Source organism: Flavobacterium sp. (assembly GCF_041392085.1).
In the GTDB taxonomy this organism is placed as follows: Bacteria; Bacteroidota; Bacteroidia; order Flavobacteriales; family Flavobacteriaceae; genus Flavobacterium.
In genome coordinates this window covers 59,065-78,219 of sequence record NZ_JAWKMW010000013.1, presented here as the reverse complement: position 1 = coordinate 78,219, position 19,155 = coordinate 59,065, and the positions used below count along the sequence as shown (strand labels likewise).

Here is a 19,155-nt window from a genome sequence, read left to right as displayed (position 1 = left end):
TTACAACAGACTGCTTCGTTGAAAAAAATAGCGAAGAAGAATGAATGGCAAAATAATTACTATGGAACTCCAATTGTTATCCGGTGTAAAAAAGTTCGAAAAACTTGGCACAACCATCATCATCATAATGGCTCCCAAAATGATGGAAATGTGTAAAATAACAGCTCTTGCACTAAAAGGATGGATGGTGGATTTTTCAATTAAATCCGGATTGTTGTAGTAAAGCCAAATCAGTTCTCCGCCAAAAAAAAGTAAATTAAGATTGAAAAACAGATTCTTAAAAAAGATAACTTCAAAGTTTAGAGCTACTAAATTGTAGTTTTGATGAGGAGCAATAAAACCAAAAAACAATACGATAAAAAACCAATATATACCCAGCAGAAATAGTTTTGAACCCAAACCTATGACAAAACCACTTCGTTTTTTATAGTAAAACGTCACTGCTGTGTAGATGACTTCATTCCACCAAAAAAGATATAAAATATAAAAGATAGTGACTTGATTATTATAAATCGCTAACAATGTGAGTAGCGAAGTTGCAGTAATATCCAGGTTATTAAAATGCTTAAATAGGTGGAGCTTCATGTATTAATTTTTATTTTTTAGAACTTGAATACAAATATTTCTTTAAAATTGGCTACAAAAAATAAGGCAAGTGTCGTATTTTGGCAAAATGCCAAAATAATAAACAAACGATCGCTCTATTAATTTTTTAATTTTGTGTTTATGAAAATGGAAAAATTATTATCTGCAGAGCAGAAAAAGGAGTTACTACATACTCTGCAGCTGCGTTTTGAAAAAAACACGAGTCGCCATCACAACATAAATTGGAATGCTGTTCTAACAAAACTAGAAGCAAATCCTGAAAAATTATGGTCTCTTAATGCAATGGAAAATACCGGTGGGGAACCCGATGTTGTAGGTGTAGATAATAAAACCGGTGAATTTATTTTTGTGGATTGTTCAGTGGAAAGTCCGAATGGCAGAAGAAGTGTTTGTTATGATCGCGAAGGACTTGATTCGAGAAAAGAACATAAACCCGAGAACAATGCTATTGACATGGCTACCGGAATGGGAATTGAACTTCTGTCGGAAGAACACTACCGCGAACTACAGCAATATGGAAAATTTGACACCAAAACATCGAGTTGGATTAAAACACCAAATGAAATTAGAAAATTGGGTGGTGCTTTATTTGCCGATTTTAGGTACAATCATGTTTTTGTGTACCACAACGGAGCTCAATCGTATTATGCCGTAAGAGGTTTCAGAGGAATGTTGAAAGTGTAGGTAAAAAAACCAACCGGAGTTCGGCCCCGAATGGTGAACTCCGGATGGAGGCAAGGTTGGAGTGCCTTGCACTTTTATTTTTTTGGTAAGTTCCAAATATCCGGTTCTTCCAAATCGTTCGCTTTAAGTATTTCTTTATGACTCATCGTAATTGATTTTTTCTTAGTTTGTTTTTTTTCATCATTTACGTTAGTATTTTTATTTTCCCTGTTTTTAAATTTATCTCGCATAACTCAGTAATTTAAAGTGAAACGTCTGTTGATGTAGTACAAAGGTGCAACCATTACTTGTTTTCGGTGTTACATCATTTTTCAAAAAAATTACATTTTAACCACTACCTGTAACTACCAAAAAGAGATAAACAAAAAAAGTGCCGAAAATTCGGCACTCTACATTTTTATATCCTTCAAAGTATTATTCTGCAGCAACTAATTTGCTGGCACTGCGGTATAAAAACTCATGATAAACATGTCTACGGGCAAAACGAGCAGGAGATTCGGCATTTACCATTTTAATGTAAGTAACCTTCGGCACGCCAAAATATTCAAATTTATTTCCGTCTAAAAAATGAATATTTAACACCCCATCTTCATAATAAAATTCTAAAATTCCGGAAGTAGTGGTCGTTTTTAAATACTCTTCTTTTACTTTTTCTTGCGTTTCCGGTGCAATGCTTACCAAAAAATGATAGGCTTCAATAATGGCTTTGCTTCGCTCTTCTGCAACTAAACGTTCCGCCGCATCGGCAATCGTATCAGGGTGATCTTCTTTCATGCTGTTGCGGTAAACCGTTTTTAATTCTTTTAGCGTTGCCATTTTGGTCACATTCAATAGTTTTCGGTATTCCGCAATTTTTTTTGAGTTCATAAGTGCTTTTTATAAACGTGTGCACACGTTCTAATTTTCGGCAAAAGTAGTCTATTTTTTTATCAATACAACTTCCGTCTTGTTTTAATAAAAAATTAACTTATCCTATCGCTTTATGAATTAATAACTTATAGGTTTAAAATCCCTTTATTAGTCGGCTTTTTAATTTTACTATTGAGCCAATTGATTAGTTTACCGGCGGTTAAAAAAGTACTACTCGTTTTGTTTTTCAAAGTTTTGCTAAACCAAAAAATAAAAACAATTGCCGTTTACAATCAAAATAAAAATGTATTTTTATAAATCTGTTTGGCTTTATAAAGAAGTAATTATTAGTTTATTTTTTACTTTCTTTCATTGAATCGATTCGGGTATGAAAATTTAAAAAACAAGCGTATAAAACCATGAAACATTTTTTTCTTTTTCTATTTCTTTTTGGAGTGAGTGTAAGCCACGCACAACAAAAAATACGGCAAGGGAATTTTAAAAACTTAAAAGGGATTACTGCGTATACGGTAACTTTTGATTACTCCGGTTTACAGGTGCACGGTTTTGATTCAGAAGAAGATTACCTCGAAGAAAAAATGGAAAAAAGAGCCCATAAAGAGGGAGAAGCAGAAAAATTCAAATTGGATTGGTATGCCGATCGTTCCACTAAATACGAACCCCAATTTATCGAATACCTTAACAAGCGATTTGAGAATGGAGAAATCACCTTTGGGAAAGACATTCAGGCAAAACATACCCTGCATGTAAAAACCACTTGGATTTATCCGGGATACAATGTAGTAGCCGGCACTGAACCCGCAAAAATCAGTGCGATCCTCACCATCATGGAAACGGATAATCCATCACAAATTTTGCTACAGGTTGAATTTAATAAATCAATTGGCTTAGAGGTGGGTACTTTTGATTTTGATCAAGGCGACCGGATAGCCAAAGCCTATGAAAAACTAGCCAAAAATATGGCCATGCAATTAAAACGTGTACTGTAAAGGAATAAAAAAGCATCAAAAATAACTTCCTATGAAAAAAATAACGCTCCTTTTTATTTTAACTCTTCCGCTTTTTGCTATCGCTCAAAAAAGTAAAAGCGAACGTTTCGACAGTTTATTTACCGCTCTTCACCAAAAAAAAGCGTTTAACGGAAATGTTTTAATCGCAGAACAAGGGAATGTGCTCTTCGAAAAAAGCTATGGTCTGGCCAACGAAATCACTCAACAAAAGCTGAATACTCAAACTGTTTTTGAATTAGCCTCGGTTTCCAAACAATTTACAGCCATGGGCATTGTGTTATTGGCCAAACAAGGAAAATTGAACTACGACGATAAAATGTCAAAATTTATTCCGGAATTGAGTTTTTATGGCGATATTACCATACGCCAATTACTACACCATACATCAGGATTACCTGATTACATGGAATTATTTGAAAAAAATTGGGACAAGACTAAATTTGCCGTAAATCAAGATATTGTTAATCTGATGGCAATGCACAAACCGGCAGTACTTTTTCAACCCAATGAAAAATACGAATACAGCAATACAGGCTATGCACTATTGGGACTAATTATTGAAAAAGCATCCAAAAAATCCTTTCCCAACTATTTAAAAGACAACATTTTTACTCCTTTAAAAATGAAAAACACCTTGGTGTACAGAAGTCGTTTTGCTCCTCAAAAAATAGATAATTATGCCTTGGGATATGTGACAGACAGTTTGGGAAGAAAAGTGTTGACGGATAGTTTCGGCAAAACCTTTTATACGTATTACCTTGATGGAATTGTGGGTGATGGAATGGTGAATTCTACTTTGGGTGACTTACTCTTATGGGACAGAGCCTTGTATACAGACCAATTAGTTACGGCTGCAGATAAAGAACTTCTTTTCAACTCCATTAAAACTACCAACGAAGCAGAAACCAATTATGGTTTTGGTTGGGCTGTTACCCAACATGAAAAGTATGGCAAAATTGTAAATCATTCCGGAGGATGGGCGGGTTATATTACATTTATCGAAAGACATTTGGATCAGGATAAAACGATAATTCTTTTGCAAAATAATAAAACCGTCTTAACAGTTATACCTGTGCGTGATGTGCGAAAAATTCTTTACAATGAAAAAATCGAAAACAATACCTTGAAAGTAATAACGTTGCAATCCGAAGACTTAGACGCTTATTTGGGTGTGTATGCCAGTGAAGGTTTTCCTTTAAAACTGTCTATCTTTAAAAACGAAAACACCTTAATGACACAAGCCACCGGCCAATCAGCAATTCCTATGACGGCTCATGAAAACGATACATTTACGTTTGAACCCGCCAACATCAAACTTAAATTCAATAAAAAAGAGAAGTCCGTTCTTTTACAACAAGGAAAAATGGAAGTAGTTTTTCAACGCGAGGAGTAAGTAAAGTTGTAATCGCCTCTTTATGATTCACTTTATAAGATTGAAGACGTCCTTTTCATCGGTAACTTGTTGCATTTTTTAAAAGAGTTGTATTCAAATAGCCTATAATAAGGCGTCAAACATAGTGTAAATAGATTATTTCAAACCGCACGATAAAATTACATCCGGATTTTTTGACTACTTTGGAAATTGATACAAAATTCCTAAACCTTTTGCCGTCTATTTTAATACCTAAACCTATGGCATATTGCAATAGAATCCTTATTTTTCGGCATATTTCGCTATACATTCCAAAATAGTTTAATTCACTTGCCATTCTACTTTAGACGGAATTGGGATTTTGAATTTTGTTACATTTGTCGTAACTTCCTACTGTTTAATTAACTACATTGAGCACAAATTTTTCTACTATGAAAAAACACCTACTTGTTTTTTTTATTCCTTTTTTCCTATTTGCTCAAAAAAATAGCAAACAAGTTGATTTACTGGTAATGCAATCTGATTCTTGTTTCAAGGAAATGAATTATAAATGTGCTTTAGAAAAAGTTGAAAAAGCGGAAAAAATAGTTCCTAACAATATAAATCAACGCCACTTGCTTGCCACTAAAAAAGCAGCTTGTTACACCAAACTAAGACAATTTGATTTGGCAATACAAACGCTTGAACAAATCAAACTAACGAATCCGCAAGACAAAGCTGCACTGGAAAACTATTTACGAGCCTTGAATATCAGAGCAAACATTCATTATTCTAATTACGAAGACGAGTTTGCCATTAAAAAATACTTACAAATTGATTCTATTTGTTCTACATACAACCATATCAGTGAAACACAAATCAAAGCATTGCAAAATATTGGTCTAATGTTTTTGAGAGGCTATGAAGACGGGAAAAAACCCAAACACCTGAGAGCAAGAGACTTTTTTACTGCCGCTTATGAGAAAGCCGACAAGGCTAACTTTATGGTAGAAAAGCACATGGCCGGTTTGAACTTAGGGTCAACGTTTTTAAGCGATTCAATCCCATCCGTTTCAAAAGCTCTGACATTCTATAAAGAGGCTGAAGTATATTTTGAAAAAAACCAACTCATAGATGATCTTAACCAAGTGTATTGGGCTTATGCCTCCTTGTATACCCAAACCAAAGCCTATGATAAAGCAGCATTTTATCATCAAAAAAAAATAAACAATATGCTTAAGAGTGGTAATCAGCACGCCATTGGCACATCGTATTGGAGTTTTGCCGGTTTTTTTATGGACCGCCAACTTTATCGTGATGCCATTGAAAATTACCAAAAAGCAATTGAAAGCCTAAACAAAGTAAAAGACAAAGATTATGGTATTTTGGCTTCCTGTTATTATTATTGTGCGGAAGCTCATGCCAAACTCAACGAAGACAAAAAAGCCTATCACTACCTAATAGACTATTTGGTTTATAAAGACAGTGTAGACATTAAGCAAAACCAAATTGCATTTAATGACTTGGAAACCAAATACCAAACCCAAAAAAAGGAACAAGAAATTGCACTGCTCACGGCTCAAAACCAAATAGCCGAAAAACAAAAATACATTTATATCGCCCTTGCCGGTCTTTTGCTTTTAGCGGGTTTATCCCTGTTTTTCGGGTACCGTAACAAAATTAAAACAGCACAAAAACTCAATGAATTAAACGAACTGAAATCGCGTTTTTTTGCCAATATCTCCCACGAATTCAGAACACCGTTAACCCTGATTAAAAGTCCGGTTCAACAGTTACAAAATACGCTTTCAGACGAAAATCAAAAGAAACAACTCCGTTTGATTGACAATAATGCCAATCGAATGTTGGAATTGGTAGACCAATTATTGGAATTATCTAAAATTGACAGCGGTCAACTGAAAATCATTTTGAAAAAAGGCAATCTGCACCATTTCTTTCAAGCGATATTGGAACCTTTTTCATTTAAAGCAAAAGAAGACCATCAACGCTTAACTTTTTCAACCGAAAACTTAGATTTTGAAACGTATTTTGACCGGGATATTGTCACCAAAATCACCTCTAATCTAGTAGATAATGCCTTGAAATACAACGAGGCAGGAAAACCAATTGAATTTATTGCTACACAGCAAAATCAACATTTACTACTAAAGGTGAGTAATTATAACAACCAACTCAGCGAAACCGATTATCAAAAACTATTTGACCGTTTTTACCAAAAAAACAATGCTGTTTCAGGTTTCGGCATTGGTTTGGCGTTAGTGAAAGACTTGGTCGAATTGTATGAAGGAACGATTACAACCGATTTTAACCAAGGGAAAATTAGTTTTACCGTTGAGCTTCCACTCCAAAAAGAACTCACTCATGCCTTGGTTATTACTGAGGATGCTGAGATTAAAAAGGAAACTTTAACTGAGATTAGTAGTGCTGTCGAATTACCCTTGCTTTTGGTAGTTGATGATAACGCTTCGATTCGCGAAGTGTATCAAGATCTATTTAAAGACCATTTTCAAATTCTGGAAGCTTCTACCGGAAAAGAAGCTTTACTGTTGGCACAAAAAGAAATTCCGGATTGTATTATTTCGGATGTGATGATGCCGGAAATGGATGGTTTTACGTTTACTAACCAAATCAAAACAAATGAACTTACCTCCTTTATTCCGGTTATTTTGGTCACGGCAAAATCATCGGATGATGCTCATTTAAACGCCTTACAAAACACAGCCGATGCCTTTTTGACCAAACCCTTCAATCATGACGTGTTAAAAGCAACGGTGTGGCAACAAATTCAGGAACGCAAAAAATTGCAAGAACGCTACAGTCAGGAATTAGTTTTAAAACCAACGGAAATTATTATCAATACGGTCGATGAAAAATTTATTGCCAAACTGGAGAAAGTTTTAGATGGTGCTATTTCTAATTCAGAATTTAATGCCGAAACATTTGCAAACCAAATGCACATGAGCCGTATGCAATTGCACCGAAAATTAAAATCCCTCTTTGGGGTTTCGGCAACCGAATTTATTCGGAATGAACGTTTGAAAATGGCTGCCGATTTGCTGCAAAACAACCAACTCAGCATCTCTGAAATTGCCTATCATGTGGGGTTTAATGACCTGGGGTATTTTTCTAAATGCTTCAAAGAAATGTATCATGTTTCGCCTTCTGACTATCAAAAAAAGTAACCTGTCGTTTTTTTAAACCCTTGTAAAGCCTCTATTTTAGGGGCTTTTTTTGTGATGTTACATAATTCCAAGTAATGGTTACAATACTCCTATGCCCTTTTTTTACTTGGTTCTAATTTTGTTTATCCAAAACAATCAACTATGCCTGCAAAAAAGAAATTTCACTATGAAACCTATTTGGAGCATCCTCCATCACAAAAAATTTTACTCAACATCAATCACTTAGAAAAGGGCGACTATGAATTAAATATTATACACAAAAACAAAATCATTAAAAAAACAACCTTTAATAAAAAATAAACATGAAACAATTCATTCAACACAGCATCTGCCTCTTGATTCTACTTTGTGTTACTTCCTCTTTTGCCTTGCAAGGGGATGGGATGATGATAACCAAAATCATTGTGGTTAAATTCCCCACCGAAAAAAACGGAAAAAAAATAGACAAAGACGGTTTTCCTGATTTGTATTTTAAGTTCTACCAAGACAACAAGGTTATCGGAAAAAGCGAAGTGAAAGACAATTGCAAGAAAAACAATCCGTATACCTTTTCCGGAAAAGACATGCCGTTTCGGATAGAACAAAATGAATCCTACTATTTGGAACTCTTAGACCATGATAAAGACGGAGCCGTTCGAAATAACAAAGACGAAGTAATTTCTGTACGCATACCCATCAGTTGGCAAATCGTACTCCAAAACGGGAAAAAATCGGGTTATTTACTTAAAGATGAAAACAACGGAGTGGAATTTACCATCCTGGTGGAACACCTTGACGGAGTGGCGGCTGCCGGAGAAAAAGCCTATATTAAATTCATTAAACCTATCGACCAAGAATTGGTTCCTCCTAAAAAGAAAGTGTTAGAAGGATGCGGTCCCGTTGCTGCGGCAATGCTCATGGGGTATTGGCATACCGAACAGGGTTATAAAATCATGCATCCAAGCGATAACTTTAACGGGACTAAGCACCCTTGGAAGACCATTGAGGATTTTAGAGATAAAGCCGATACTAAGGCTTGGGGTGACCAAGAACAAAGTGCCACCCGCAAAATGAAAATGGAAGACGCTTTAGCACACTTTGTTAAAAAAGCAAACGAAGCTTCTCCGGGTAAACCGAAACTGAAAGTGGATATGCTGTGGAGCATCAGAAGATGGGAAGAACGAAAAGACAAAATCAAATCGGAACTCAGACAAGGTAGTCCTTTGATTTTATTGATCAAAAAAATGCCGCCCTGTTTAAAAGGAAAATGGGTGAATGCCACCAAAGTTTTTGGTGACCATTATATCATTGTGAATGGATTTGACGACCGTAAAAAGGTGTATTATGTGATGCCGGGATGGGAAGAAGCAAATAAATCAACAACATCCGGCCCTGAAGCTCATTCCATGGAAAACCTATCGCATTGTGTGTGCAGTTACAGTGAAATCAAAGAAAGTGACCCTAGTTTAATTTGGATAAAACGATAAAATAAACGCATATGAAAAATTTTAAAATACTACTTGTTTTGACATTGGTGCTAAACGCTATACCAAATCATGCACAGTTTATAGAAAAACTGGGTAAAAAAGCGAAAGCTTCTGCCGAACGAACGCTCGAACGAAAAGTGGAAGAAAAAACCGAACAACAAACCGAAAAAGCGGTTGACAGTATTTTTGACGCTCCAAAAAAAGTGAAGAACCAACGGAAAAAGAATAAAAAGGAGAAAGAATCTGAAGCAGAAACTGTTTCTTCCTCTCAGGAATCAACAGAAGGCATGCCTATTCAAACGGCCAGTGCGTTCTTTCCTAATGGGCAAACTCTTTTTACGGAGGATTTTTCTGCCGATGCTCTCGGTGACTTTCCTGCCAATTGGGAAACCAATTCCGGTGGTGAAATCATCCGTATCAACGGTACGAAAGCTTTACAACTGAATCCGAATGGCAACTATGTAGCCAAACACGGAAAACTTCCGGAAAATTATGCCTTAGAATTTGATTTAATCACTGAAAACTTAGACTATAAAGGGCTTGCGGGTTCAAACTTTGGCTTGGTTTTTTCCGGAGAATCAACGCTAAATAAGCCTAAAAATGGGGGTAAATTTGGTTTTTCGTTATGGAAAGGCTCCAACGTTTGTAACCAAATCAACGTACAAAACTGGGGAAAAAACAATGGGAAAATAGACAATACGATTCCTTTTAATCTTCAAGAAAAGTTAAACGGAAAAATACATTTTACCATCGTGGTCAACAAAAACAGATTACGTGTATTTATCGACGATGAAAAAGCGATAGACTTACCCTCCTTTTTGAGCAACTCCTTTGGCAATTACATCCAATTCTATCTCAAAGGAACAGACCCCAAACAAAACCACCTTGTGGCACTTTCCAATATTGTCATTACTGAGGAAGGCGAAGACATTCGTTCAAAAATCGTAAAAGGCGGATTCAGTACCAACCAAATTCTATTTGATTCCGGTTCCGATCAATTGAAAACAGCATCCTTTGAAATGCTGCAGAAAATTGGAAAAGTATTGCAAGACGATGCGTCGCTTCGCATCATGATTATTGGTCATACCGATAGTGATGGAGATGAAGTGAAAAACATGACTTTATCTAAAGCACGTGCCTTTGCGGTGATGAACTATTTTATTGATGAAATGGGCATCGATAAAAAACGATTACAATCGCAAGGAAGAGGTGAAAACGAACCGATTGCTTCCAATGCCACTGCAGATGGAAAAGCACAAAACCGACGTGTCGAATTCAAACCCTTGTAAACATGAAAACCTCTGTTAAAATCATCATCGGATTGGCCACCGCCACCGCAGCCGGAATGGCGTTTGGGGTAATTCCAAATCCTTTTCCGGACCAACACGAAGCAGCAGCTATCCATCGGGTTCATGAAATGAAAGTACGTTGGAATCACGATGGAAAAGTAGAAACACTGCCTATTATTGAGCAAGGCATTCCTTTTGATGATGCGAAATACTTTTCATTGCAACCCACGATTACTCCCAATCCGATTGAAACAGACGGGGTTTTTCAATTTGACTATGAAATCGAACAGTATTTTTCCATCGATGGAAAATCCGGCAACCTGCGGTATAAAGTGAACAGCAACGATAATTCCATGTATATCCACGGTACGGATATTACCGAAAATCCACTCTTTCGCCCCTTACAATCGAATCCTCATTTACGGAAATACCAATTTGAATTTCTCATTCGAAATGCCCGAAACGATTGGATGTGTTTCATGACCCATGCCGAAGAAGGAAAATTATGCATCAAAATGCCTTCCGGATTTAGTTTTTCCGGTGTAGTGGCAGACCATCACTTGAAAAACTTAGAAGTATTAAACTCCGCCAAAGCCAATGCCCCCGAAGGAATTAACAATGCTCCATTGGAAGCCTACAAAGGTCAGTTTACGGACGACAACGGTCAAAAAAAAGACATTACTTTTTGGATGGCAAAAGAAGAAGCCCAAATTGCAACGGGTGTGCCGCTCATGGGGTTTGGCGTAGGCATCTTTAAAAATGTACCGGAACAAAGACAACAATTTTTGGCCGTTACGGAAACCCAAGCAGGCGTGATGAAATTATTGCATCTCGAAAAAATAGATACCTGGGGAATCAACACCAAAAATTACCGTTCCCTTGTGTTTGATTATCATTTACCGAGTGGGAAAGCCAAAGTGGATGAAATCATGACGTGGTATCAAGACAAACAAAATGAAATTTTGGCACTGCGAGCCCAACGTAAAAACTGTCCAAAATACCAAGCCGGTAGAGCCTGTCGGGCAGAAATCGACCAACGCATTAAACAACTCAAAGAGGAAATCGCTAGCCAAGCAACCGAGTTGGGCAAACGCTATATGGCTCCGGTTTATACTAACTAATCAACCTCCTTCATTATGAAAAAAATACTTTTATTCCTGCTTTTATCCCCTTTTGCCACCCTTTCGCAAGTTGGTGTAAACACCACGAACCCCAATGCCATGCTGGAGATCACTTCTACCGACAACGGTATATTGATTCCGCGTGTTGAGTTACTTTCTGCCACCGACATCACTACCGTAGTAAACCCGCAAGGGGGAGCCTTGGTTACCTCTACTTTGGTCTATAACACCACCCCGGCAGGGGTTAGTCCGGATGATGTAGTGGCCGGTTATTATTATTGGAATGGTACACGTTGGGTAGCGGTAGGTTCTGACGGTCGTGATTGGAGTATTACGGGAAACAACGGAACCAATCCTGCCAACCATTTTATTGGTACGTTGAGTAATGTTGATTTTCGTGTACGTACCAACAATGCCGAACGGTTTAACTTTTCCAGTAACGGTAGGCTCCGTGCTTACGACAACGGTTTAGTTACACAGCCCACTTTTTCTTGGATGGGCGACGAAGACACGGGCATTTGGCGTCCGGCAGCAAACGTATTGGATTTAACTACCGCCGGTGCATCACGGGTACGTATTTTTGACACCGGTAACGTAGGGCTAAGTACCACGGCTGCACCGGCCAGGCTCACGGTTCAAGGTATTCGGAATGCTCCTGCTTTTCCCGGCACAGCGAGTAACGGTATATTGCGTTTAGGAGTAAGTGGCACCGAAGGTTTAGACATTGGTAAAGCCTTTGCGGCGGATAGTTATGCGGCTTGGATTCAATCCGGCTTTAGTGGTTCGGCTGATCCGTTGAGCTTGCAACCGCTAGGCGGTAATGTGGGTATACGCACCACCAACCCTACGCAACCCTTGCATGTCAATGGTACGGTACGCATTGTAGACGGTACGCAAGCCAATGGACGAGTACTTACCTCAGATGCCACGGGAATTGCCAGTTGGCAACCCATTTCCATCAACAATGTAGTGGGGGTATTGCCAACCAGTGGCATCAATATTCCCTCATCAACGGCAAATTTTTTACAAACAGGCTCCTACATTGTCTTACCACCAGGCAGGTGGGCGGTGAACGTTACGATGTTGATGCGAAGAACGGGTGGAACGGGTGTCTTTACCCCCAATAACTCGTCGTATTGGCTCAGAACTTCTTTTTCTACTTCTGCCTTTGCTAACCCGCTTATCACGGGTGATATTGTGGGGAGTTACTACGTGAGTGGCAATTACCCGGGTTCTTCGCTGTATTCGTTAGTGCAAGGAACGGTAGTCATCAACAACACCACCGCCGGAAACCGAACCTATTACTATATTGCCGGTGCGGTAGAGGTGATTAATTCGACCAACACACTTGAGAATTTTGGCGGGAATTGGTGGCAAGAAAATACTATAATTGCTTATCGGATTAATTAACTTAATCCCTCGAAGGGTTTGTAACCTTTTTCGAGGTATTGCATCCTTTTTTGCCTCCTCTTAGAAAAGAGCAACTTTTTTTCAACCCTCAAAAGGTTTAAGTCCTTTTGAGGGTTGCATATTTGTGTTCAATGATGGTCAAGAACAACAAAAAATCGCCTTGTTAAGCGTATAGTAAAAATAACACTTTTCCATTCTGACGTCAATAAATTTACATTTAAAACACTGATTTTCTGTTGTTTAATTCTATTTTTTTTAAGTAGGAAAAACACTATTCGATGTTAAAAACTAGCCTCGATTGTGAATAAGTTTGACTTTGATTTACCAATTTGATTTGTAAAATTTGTATTATTAATACGTTAAGTAAAATAATTTAATTTAAAACTAAACCCTTATGGAAATGCTCACTAATCCATTACGTAAAAAGAATTATTATGATCAAAGAAGATGTAAACACCGGACCGTCGGAGACTAGTGCTTCCTCCAATGTCCGACAGAAAAAAAAAGCGACTAAAATGAAAAAGAAAGTGAAATACAAAAGCCGCAAAATCAATAAGGACATGTGGTTAGACAATGTTGATGTCATGGAATTATTAAATATTAGTGCAAGTACTTTGGCTCGGCGACGAAAATCAGGACAAATCCCCTATGTTGAATTAGGTGGAAAAAATTATTATCCTCGCGAGTTTTTTGAAAAAAGTATGGTCGCTAAAATGAAAAATAAGCATTTGATTGAAAAAAAATAGGGCCCCACACCTACTGAATCTGCTCTTTTTCAACTTGAGTAAACCTCTTTTGTTAGGAATGTCTTCCTGACCCTACTCGTTATCTTCTAATTTTACTATAGCAATTGTTTTTCGATGCTCCTCGCGTTCGAAGTATATTTTATTTCGTTCCTAATTGGCTTTAAAATCGCCTTCTTTTAGGGTTTTCTTCCATATTAATGGCACATTTGTTCGGAAAACACCCCCCTTTTCCGAAGTCGGTTCGAACAAATACCGAACAAATATCGAACAAAACCCCTGTAAAAATGAAGAAATCCGTCATTTCGCTTCAACGGTAGACAAATGCTGTCAAAAGTCGTCATTGAACATCATTTGACGTCAAATCCAGTCAAATGTCGTCAAATCCCATCAAAACTCTTCAACCATTGTCAAAGGATAGCAACAATATTCACACCTTGTCAAAGGGATATATTTCTTTTCAATTTGGTCAATTTACCCTCATTCAAATGCAAGTAGGTACAAAGTCCGTCAACGGTTTTCAAAAGCTATTAATTTCAGTCAAACCATTATAAATCAAGTCACTACGTCAGCTTTTTGTCGAACGAATGTTTTCCTTTTCTATCTTTGAACCGTTGAATGAGCAGTGCACGGCAAAGCAACAAAGTCAATTATTAATTAACCCTAAAAAAATTTAATTATGGGTACTTACAACAAGGGCATATTGGGTGCCTTTTACGGAAAGGTTGGAACTGTAGTCGGTTCAACCTGGCGTGGAAAAGACGTGATGCGTAGTTTACCTCGTCGATCAAATCGAGCAGCGTCGTTGCTCCAACAACAACAGCGTGACAAGTTCACGTTAGTCACTAATTTCCTTTTACCGATTTCGACCATACCGGGGCGGTACTTTGGAACAAAAGGCGGGTTAAAGACCCAGCGGAACCAGGCGATGTCTTACTTGATGAAGCAAGCCGCCTTACACAACGGCACAGAAGCCTATTGGGATTTTCCGAAGATTCTGTTGACCCGTGGCGATTTATTGGGTTTAGCTACCCTTACGGCTACACCGGACACCAACCAAGCGGTAACGGTGAACTGGGTGAACAATAGCGGACAAGGCAATGCCGATGCTACGGATACCGTTTTGGCGGTTGCGTATGAGGAAACCTCCGGATTGATTTGGTCAGCTGAGCTAATTGCCACCCGTGACACGGAAACGGTGACCTTACCACTTCCCACCTACTGGAGTGGTTTGGCGGTACATGTTTGGATTGCAGTGGTTGCCGCAGACGGCAAGAAATATGCCACCAGCCAGTACCTCAACACCGTAACGTTGGATTAATGGGTTGGGGTACGAACCCTTTCTCCTCAAATCACTGTGTATGGTACCTACATAGATAAAAACAATATTCTAGATTGGTTGTTTTTTTTCCCTTGCTATGGCAGGGGATTTTTTTTTGGTTGTCTGTTTTCGATTGGGATTTTTACTTTTTTCCCTTGATGAAAAAAAGTAACAAAAAAGATCAAGCCTCAACAGCCCTGTCTTGAAAACTACCTCGTCAGTCGTTCCGCAACCCAAGTCGCTCGTTGTGCCTCCTCGTCTATGAGGGTTGCTGCCTCTCCTTCCTTCGTTGTTTTCTACGTCAGTTCTCTTAGGGCGGATGAAATTAGCGGTTATTTTGTTTTCAGTTGTCTATTGGGGGTTGTTGGTTGAGAGGTGATGGATTTGTTTATTTTTATTATGTTTGGGGACTTATTGGTAAATTAACGAAATACTTGTTGTATGACAGAGGCACAAATTTTGGTTTGTAAAACGTGTTTGAATCGGAAAAAGGGGGATTTTGCACCCAATGACATTTGTAATATTAGAGGGCATATGTTGGAGCCTGATACTTCTTGCAAGTATTATGACAAAGACACTACGGTAGTGTTGGATGTTAGTGAGCAAAAGTTGTTATTGAGACCCAATGCTCAACGGGCAAAGCTGGCGATGATTATGCTAGGGGTTATCTTGTTATTGGACGTAGTCTCGGGGTTTTCGTCGTATTTGCAATTGGAATTATTGAATGATTTTAAAGATGGTTTTTACGTTCCGGAAGACGATATTGCTGCCAACGATACCCGTGAGCAGTTGATTGGTGTGGTGTATTTGATTGCTATTGTTGTGAGTGCGGTGTTTTTTATTCAGTGGTTTCGCCGGGCATATTATAATTTACAGGTACGTACAGGGTCTTGTGTGCATACTAACGGATGGGCTGCAGGGGGTTGGTTTGTGCCGATTATTTCTTTGTTTCGTCCTTTTCAAATTATGAAGGAAATGGATAACAAAACAAGTCAGATGATTGCCAAACTTTCCGGGAAGGAAGTTACTACCAACGGTGTTTTGATTGGTTTTTGGTGGACGTTGTGGATTATTAGCAATTACATTGGCAATTATGTTCTTAAAATGGCCTTTAAAGAGGAAACACTAGACAACTACATCACCTCTACCAGCATAGAAATGCTTAATTCTTTTTTAGGCGTGCCGTTGGCTGTATTGGCTTATTTGGTGGTACACAATTATGCTGAAAAAGAGGCTGAATTGGTTGAGCTTGAAGCTAGATAAATTGGTTGTTGGTTGTCTGTTTTCGGTTGTCTGTTTTCGGTTGGCGGTTGGCGGAAGTTTGGAAGGCAGTTGGAGACAATTAGGACTTAGGGCTGATCTTTGGGGTTCTTTTTAAAGAAGGAAAACTAAGGACTGTGGACTATGGACTATGGACTATTCACTAAGGACTATCCACTAAGGACTATCCACTAAGGACTAATTTCCCCTCCTCTATTTTCTTTTCTCGACTTTTTTTCTATCTTAGCGATTCCAAAAACAAAAACCTGCCGGGTGGTGGGTGAACTCCTTTGAATTTTTTTTTAGAGAATACGGGAATCCGTAAAAAAGTTAAAATGCTTTGTCGTTATTTTGATTTTTAGCCCTATAAAAATGAATTAACTGTTCATTTTTGTCAGATATTATAACTATTTTTGGAAAACTAACTGTTTTTACATAATGGATAAAAAGTCACTATCCGAACGAGATATATGTTCCAAGTTTATATCGCCTGCTCTCAAAAATGCAGGATGGGATTTGATTACACAAGTGTTGGAAGAAGTTTCCTTTACGGATGGAAAGATTTATGTTCGAGGAAAAATGACCGCTCGTGGTGAACGCAAACGAGCTGACTATCTTTTGTACTACCAAGATAATCCGATTGCGATTATCGAAGCGAAAGACAATAAACACAGTGTACGAGCAGGTATTCAACAGGCATTGAATTATGCCCGAATATTAGATATTCCCAATGTGTTTAGTAGCAATGGCGATGGTTTTGTGTATCATGACCGAACTGCCACAGATGAAGATATTGAACAAGAATTATCTTTAGAAGATTTTCCAAGTCCTACCCAATTATGGGAAAAATACAAACAATACAAAGGCATTGTTACGCCACAAGGAGAAAAAATTTCTACTCAAAAATACTTTTCTGATGGTTCCGGTCGGAAACCGAGATATTACCAACAAATTGCCATTAACCGAACGGTAGAAGCTATTGCGAACGGTCAAAATCGGATATTATTGGTGATGGCTACCGGAACCGGTAAAACCTATACTGCTTTTCAAATTATTTACCGACTTTGGAAAAGCGGCACAAAAAAAAGAATCTTATTTCTTGCTGACCGAAATGCGTTGATTGACCAAACAAAAAGAGGCGACTTTAAGCATTTTAAGGATAAAATGACGGTCGTAAAAAACCGTATGATTGATAAAAGCTATGAAATTTATTTGGCTTTGTATCAAGGATTGTCCGGTGCTGATGAAGAAGCTAATGCCTATAAACAATTTTCTCCTGACTTTTTTGATTTAATTATCATTGATGAGTGTCATCGTGGAAGTGCGAAAGAGGACAGTGCATGGCGTGAAATATTAACCTATTTTGGCAATGCGACACACATTGGTTTGACCGCTACACCAAAAGAAACCAAAGAAACCAGCAATACCGAATATTTTGGAGAACCTATTTACACCTATTCGCTCAAACAAGGAATTGATGATGGATTCTTAGCTCCCTATAAAGTGATTCGGGTTGCTTTGAATGTGGATGCAGAAGGTTATCGACCTGAACACGGAAAAACCGATAAAGAAGGAAATGAAATTGAAGACCGCATCTACAATCGTAAAGATTTTGATAGAAACTTGGTGATTGACGAACGTACCGATGTAGTGGCAAAAAAATTAACTGAATATTTAACAGGATTTGACCGTTTTGCAAAAACCATCATTTTTTGTGTCGATATTGATCATGCCGAACGCATGCGAAATGCTATTGCCCGACACAATGCTGATTTGGTCAGCGAAAATTATAAATACGTCATGCAAATTACGGGCGATAATGACGAAGGTAAGCGGGAGTTAGATAATTTCATTAACCCTGAAGAGAAATATCCTGTTATTGCTACTACTTCTGAATTGATGACTACCGGTGTGGATGCACAAACATGTAAGGTGATAGTGTTAGATGCAAACATTAACTCCATGACCAAATTCAAGCAAATTGTTGGTAGAGGAACTCGAATTAATGAGGAATTTGGTAAACTTTATTTTACCATTCTTGATTTTAGAAATGCCACCGATAATTTTGCCGACCCTGATTTTGATGGTGAACCACTTCGCGTAAAACCGTTAACCGAAGACATTAATCTCAGTGCTGTTTTAGCGGAAGAGGAAATGGATGAAACACCACTTTTGGATGACCTCAGTGGAGAAGAAATTGTTATTGCTCCACCAAAAGTAAGAACGGTACATGAACCGATTGAGCCTTACGTTAAACGACCCAAACAATACATTAATGGAGTTGATGTTTCTGTCTTAGTCAGCCGAGAATTGTATTTTGATAACCAAGGCAAACCCATCACCATCAGTTTAAAAGATTATACCAAAAACATTATTCAGCAAACGTTTGCTTCTTTGGATGATTTCTTATTGAAGTGGAATGAAGCCGATAAAAAAGAAGCCCTCATCAAAGAATTGCAAGAGCAAGGCGTGATGGTGGAAGCTTTGTATGAGGCGGTGGATAAACAAGTAGATTTGTTTGACTTGATTTGCCATGTGGCGTATGACCAACCTCCTCTTTCAAGAAAGGAACGAGCCAACAACGTAAAAAAACGTAACTACTTTACCAAATATGGTGACCAAGCTCGAAAAGTATTGGAAACCTTGTTAGATAAGTATGCCGACGAGGGCGTTGAAAACATTGAAAGTATTGAAGTATTACGGGTAAAACCTTTTGACGAATATGGCTCTCCTATTGAGATTATAAGTCATTTTGGAAACAAACAAAGCTATTTAGAAGCAGTTAAAGAATTAGAAAACGAATTATATAGAAAAGTTTAAA

16 protein-coding genes are annotated in these 19,155 nt (G+C 38.0%); 13 read left to right on the top strand and 3 right to left on the bottom strand.

Features of this window, described 5'->3' with window-relative positions:
- Window positions 1-585, bottom strand: a complete 585-nt coding sequence (locus R2782_RS11750; protein ID WP_371268451.1) for a hypothetical protein — start codon at window positions 583-585, stop codon at window positions 1-3.
- Between the two features lie 141 nt (window positions 586-726).
- On the opposite strand from R2782_RS11750, the gene R2782_RS11745 reads away from it, so the two are divergent.
- Window positions 727-1,290, top strand: coding sequence for a DUF4256 domain-containing protein (locus tag R2782_RS11745; protein WP_371268450.1), 564 nt, complete (start codon window positions 727-729; stop codon window positions 1,288-1,290).
- Window positions 1,291-1,364: 74 nt separating this feature from the next.
- Here the strand turns inward: R2782_RS11745 and R2782_RS11740 are convergent, their stop codons facing one another.
- Window positions 1,365-1,520 (bottom strand): hypothetical protein, encoded by a 156-nt coding sequence (locus R2782_RS11740; RefSeq protein WP_371268448.1) that lies wholly within the window; start codon window positions 1,518-1,520, stop codon window positions 1,365-1,367.
- 184 nt (window positions 1,521-1,704) lie between these two features.
- Window positions 1,705-2,157: a KTSC domain-containing protein gene (locus tag R2782_RS11735; RefSeq protein ID WP_371268447.1), complete on the bottom strand. Its 453-nt coding sequence runs from the start codon at window positions 2,155-2,157 to the stop codon at window positions 1,705-1,707.
- Between the two features lie 401 nt (window positions 2,158-2,558).
- Between R2782_RS11735 and R2782_RS11730 the strand changes: the two genes are divergently transcribed.
- The 12 genes from R2782_RS11730 (at window position 2,559) to hsdR (ending at window position 19,154) form a co-directional block, all read left to right on the top strand.
- On the top strand, window positions 2,559-3,149 hold the full coding sequence (locus R2782_RS11730) for a hypothetical protein (RefSeq protein ID WP_371268446.1): 591 nt from the start codon (window positions 2,559-2,561) through the stop codon (window positions 3,147-3,149).
- A 31-nt stretch (window positions 3,150-3,180) separates the two neighbouring features.
- A complete protein-coding gene (locus R2782_RS11725; protein ID WP_371268445.1) occupies window positions 3,181-4,563 on the top strand; it encodes a serine hydrolase domain-containing protein in 1,383 nt (460 codons plus the stop codon).
- A gap of 410 nt (window positions 4,564-4,973) precedes the next feature.
- Window positions 4,974-7,724, top strand: a complete 2,751-nt coding sequence (locus R2782_RS11720; RefSeq protein ID WP_371268444.1) for a response regulator — start codon at window positions 4,974-4,976, stop codon at window positions 7,722-7,724.
- A 141-nt stretch (window positions 7,725-7,865) separates the two neighbouring features.
- A complete protein-coding gene (locus R2782_RS11715) occupies window positions 7,866-8,024 on the top strand; it encodes a hypothetical protein (protein ID WP_164975425.1) in 159 nt (52 codons plus the stop codon).
- Between the two features lie 2 nt (window positions 8,025-8,026).
- Entirely contained in the window at window positions 8,027-9,190 is a 1,164-nt protein-coding gene (locus R2782_RS11710; RefSeq protein WP_371268443.1) for a C39 family peptidase, read from the top strand.
- Window positions 9,191-9,201: 11 nt separating this feature from the next.
- Window positions 9,202-10,479 (top strand): OmpA family protein, encoded by a 1,278-nt coding sequence (locus R2782_RS11705; RefSeq protein ID WP_371268442.1) that lies wholly within the window; start codon window positions 9,202-9,204, stop codon window positions 10,477-10,479.
- A gap of 2 nt (window positions 10,480-10,481) precedes the next feature.
- Window positions 10,482-11,600, top strand: coding sequence for a hypothetical protein (locus R2782_RS11700; protein WP_371268440.1), 1,119 nt, complete (start codon window positions 10,482-10,484; stop codon window positions 11,598-11,600).
- 15 nt (window positions 11,601-11,615) lie between these two features.
- Window positions 11,616-13,010, top strand: coding sequence for a hypothetical protein (locus R2782_RS11695; RefSeq protein ID WP_371268439.1), 1,395 nt, complete (start codon window positions 11,616-11,618; stop codon window positions 13,008-13,010).
- A gap of 434 nt (window positions 13,011-13,444) precedes the next feature.
- Window positions 13,445-13,756, top strand: coding sequence for a helix-turn-helix domain-containing protein (locus R2782_RS11690; RefSeq protein WP_371268438.1), 312 nt, complete (start codon window positions 13,445-13,447; stop codon window positions 13,754-13,756).
- A gap of 676 nt (window positions 13,757-14,432) precedes the next feature.
- A complete protein-coding gene (locus tag R2782_RS11685; RefSeq protein ID WP_371268437.1) occupies window positions 14,433-15,074 on the top strand; it encodes a DUF6266 family protein in 642 nt (213 codons plus the stop codon).
- 441 nt (window positions 15,075-15,515) lie between these two features.
- Window positions 15,516-16,337: a DUF4328 domain-containing protein gene (locus R2782_RS11680; RefSeq protein WP_371268436.1), complete on the top strand. Its 822-nt coding sequence runs from the start codon at window positions 15,516-15,518 to the stop codon at window positions 16,335-16,337.
- A 435-nt stretch (window positions 16,338-16,772) separates the two neighbouring features.
- Complete coding sequence (gene hsdR / locus R2782_RS11675) at window positions 16,773-19,154, top strand: EcoAI/FtnUII family type I restriction enzme subunit R (RefSeq protein ID WP_371268435.1); 2,382 nt, start codon at window positions 16,773-16,775, stop codon at window positions 19,152-19,154.
- Window position 19,155: the final 1 nt, after the last annotated feature.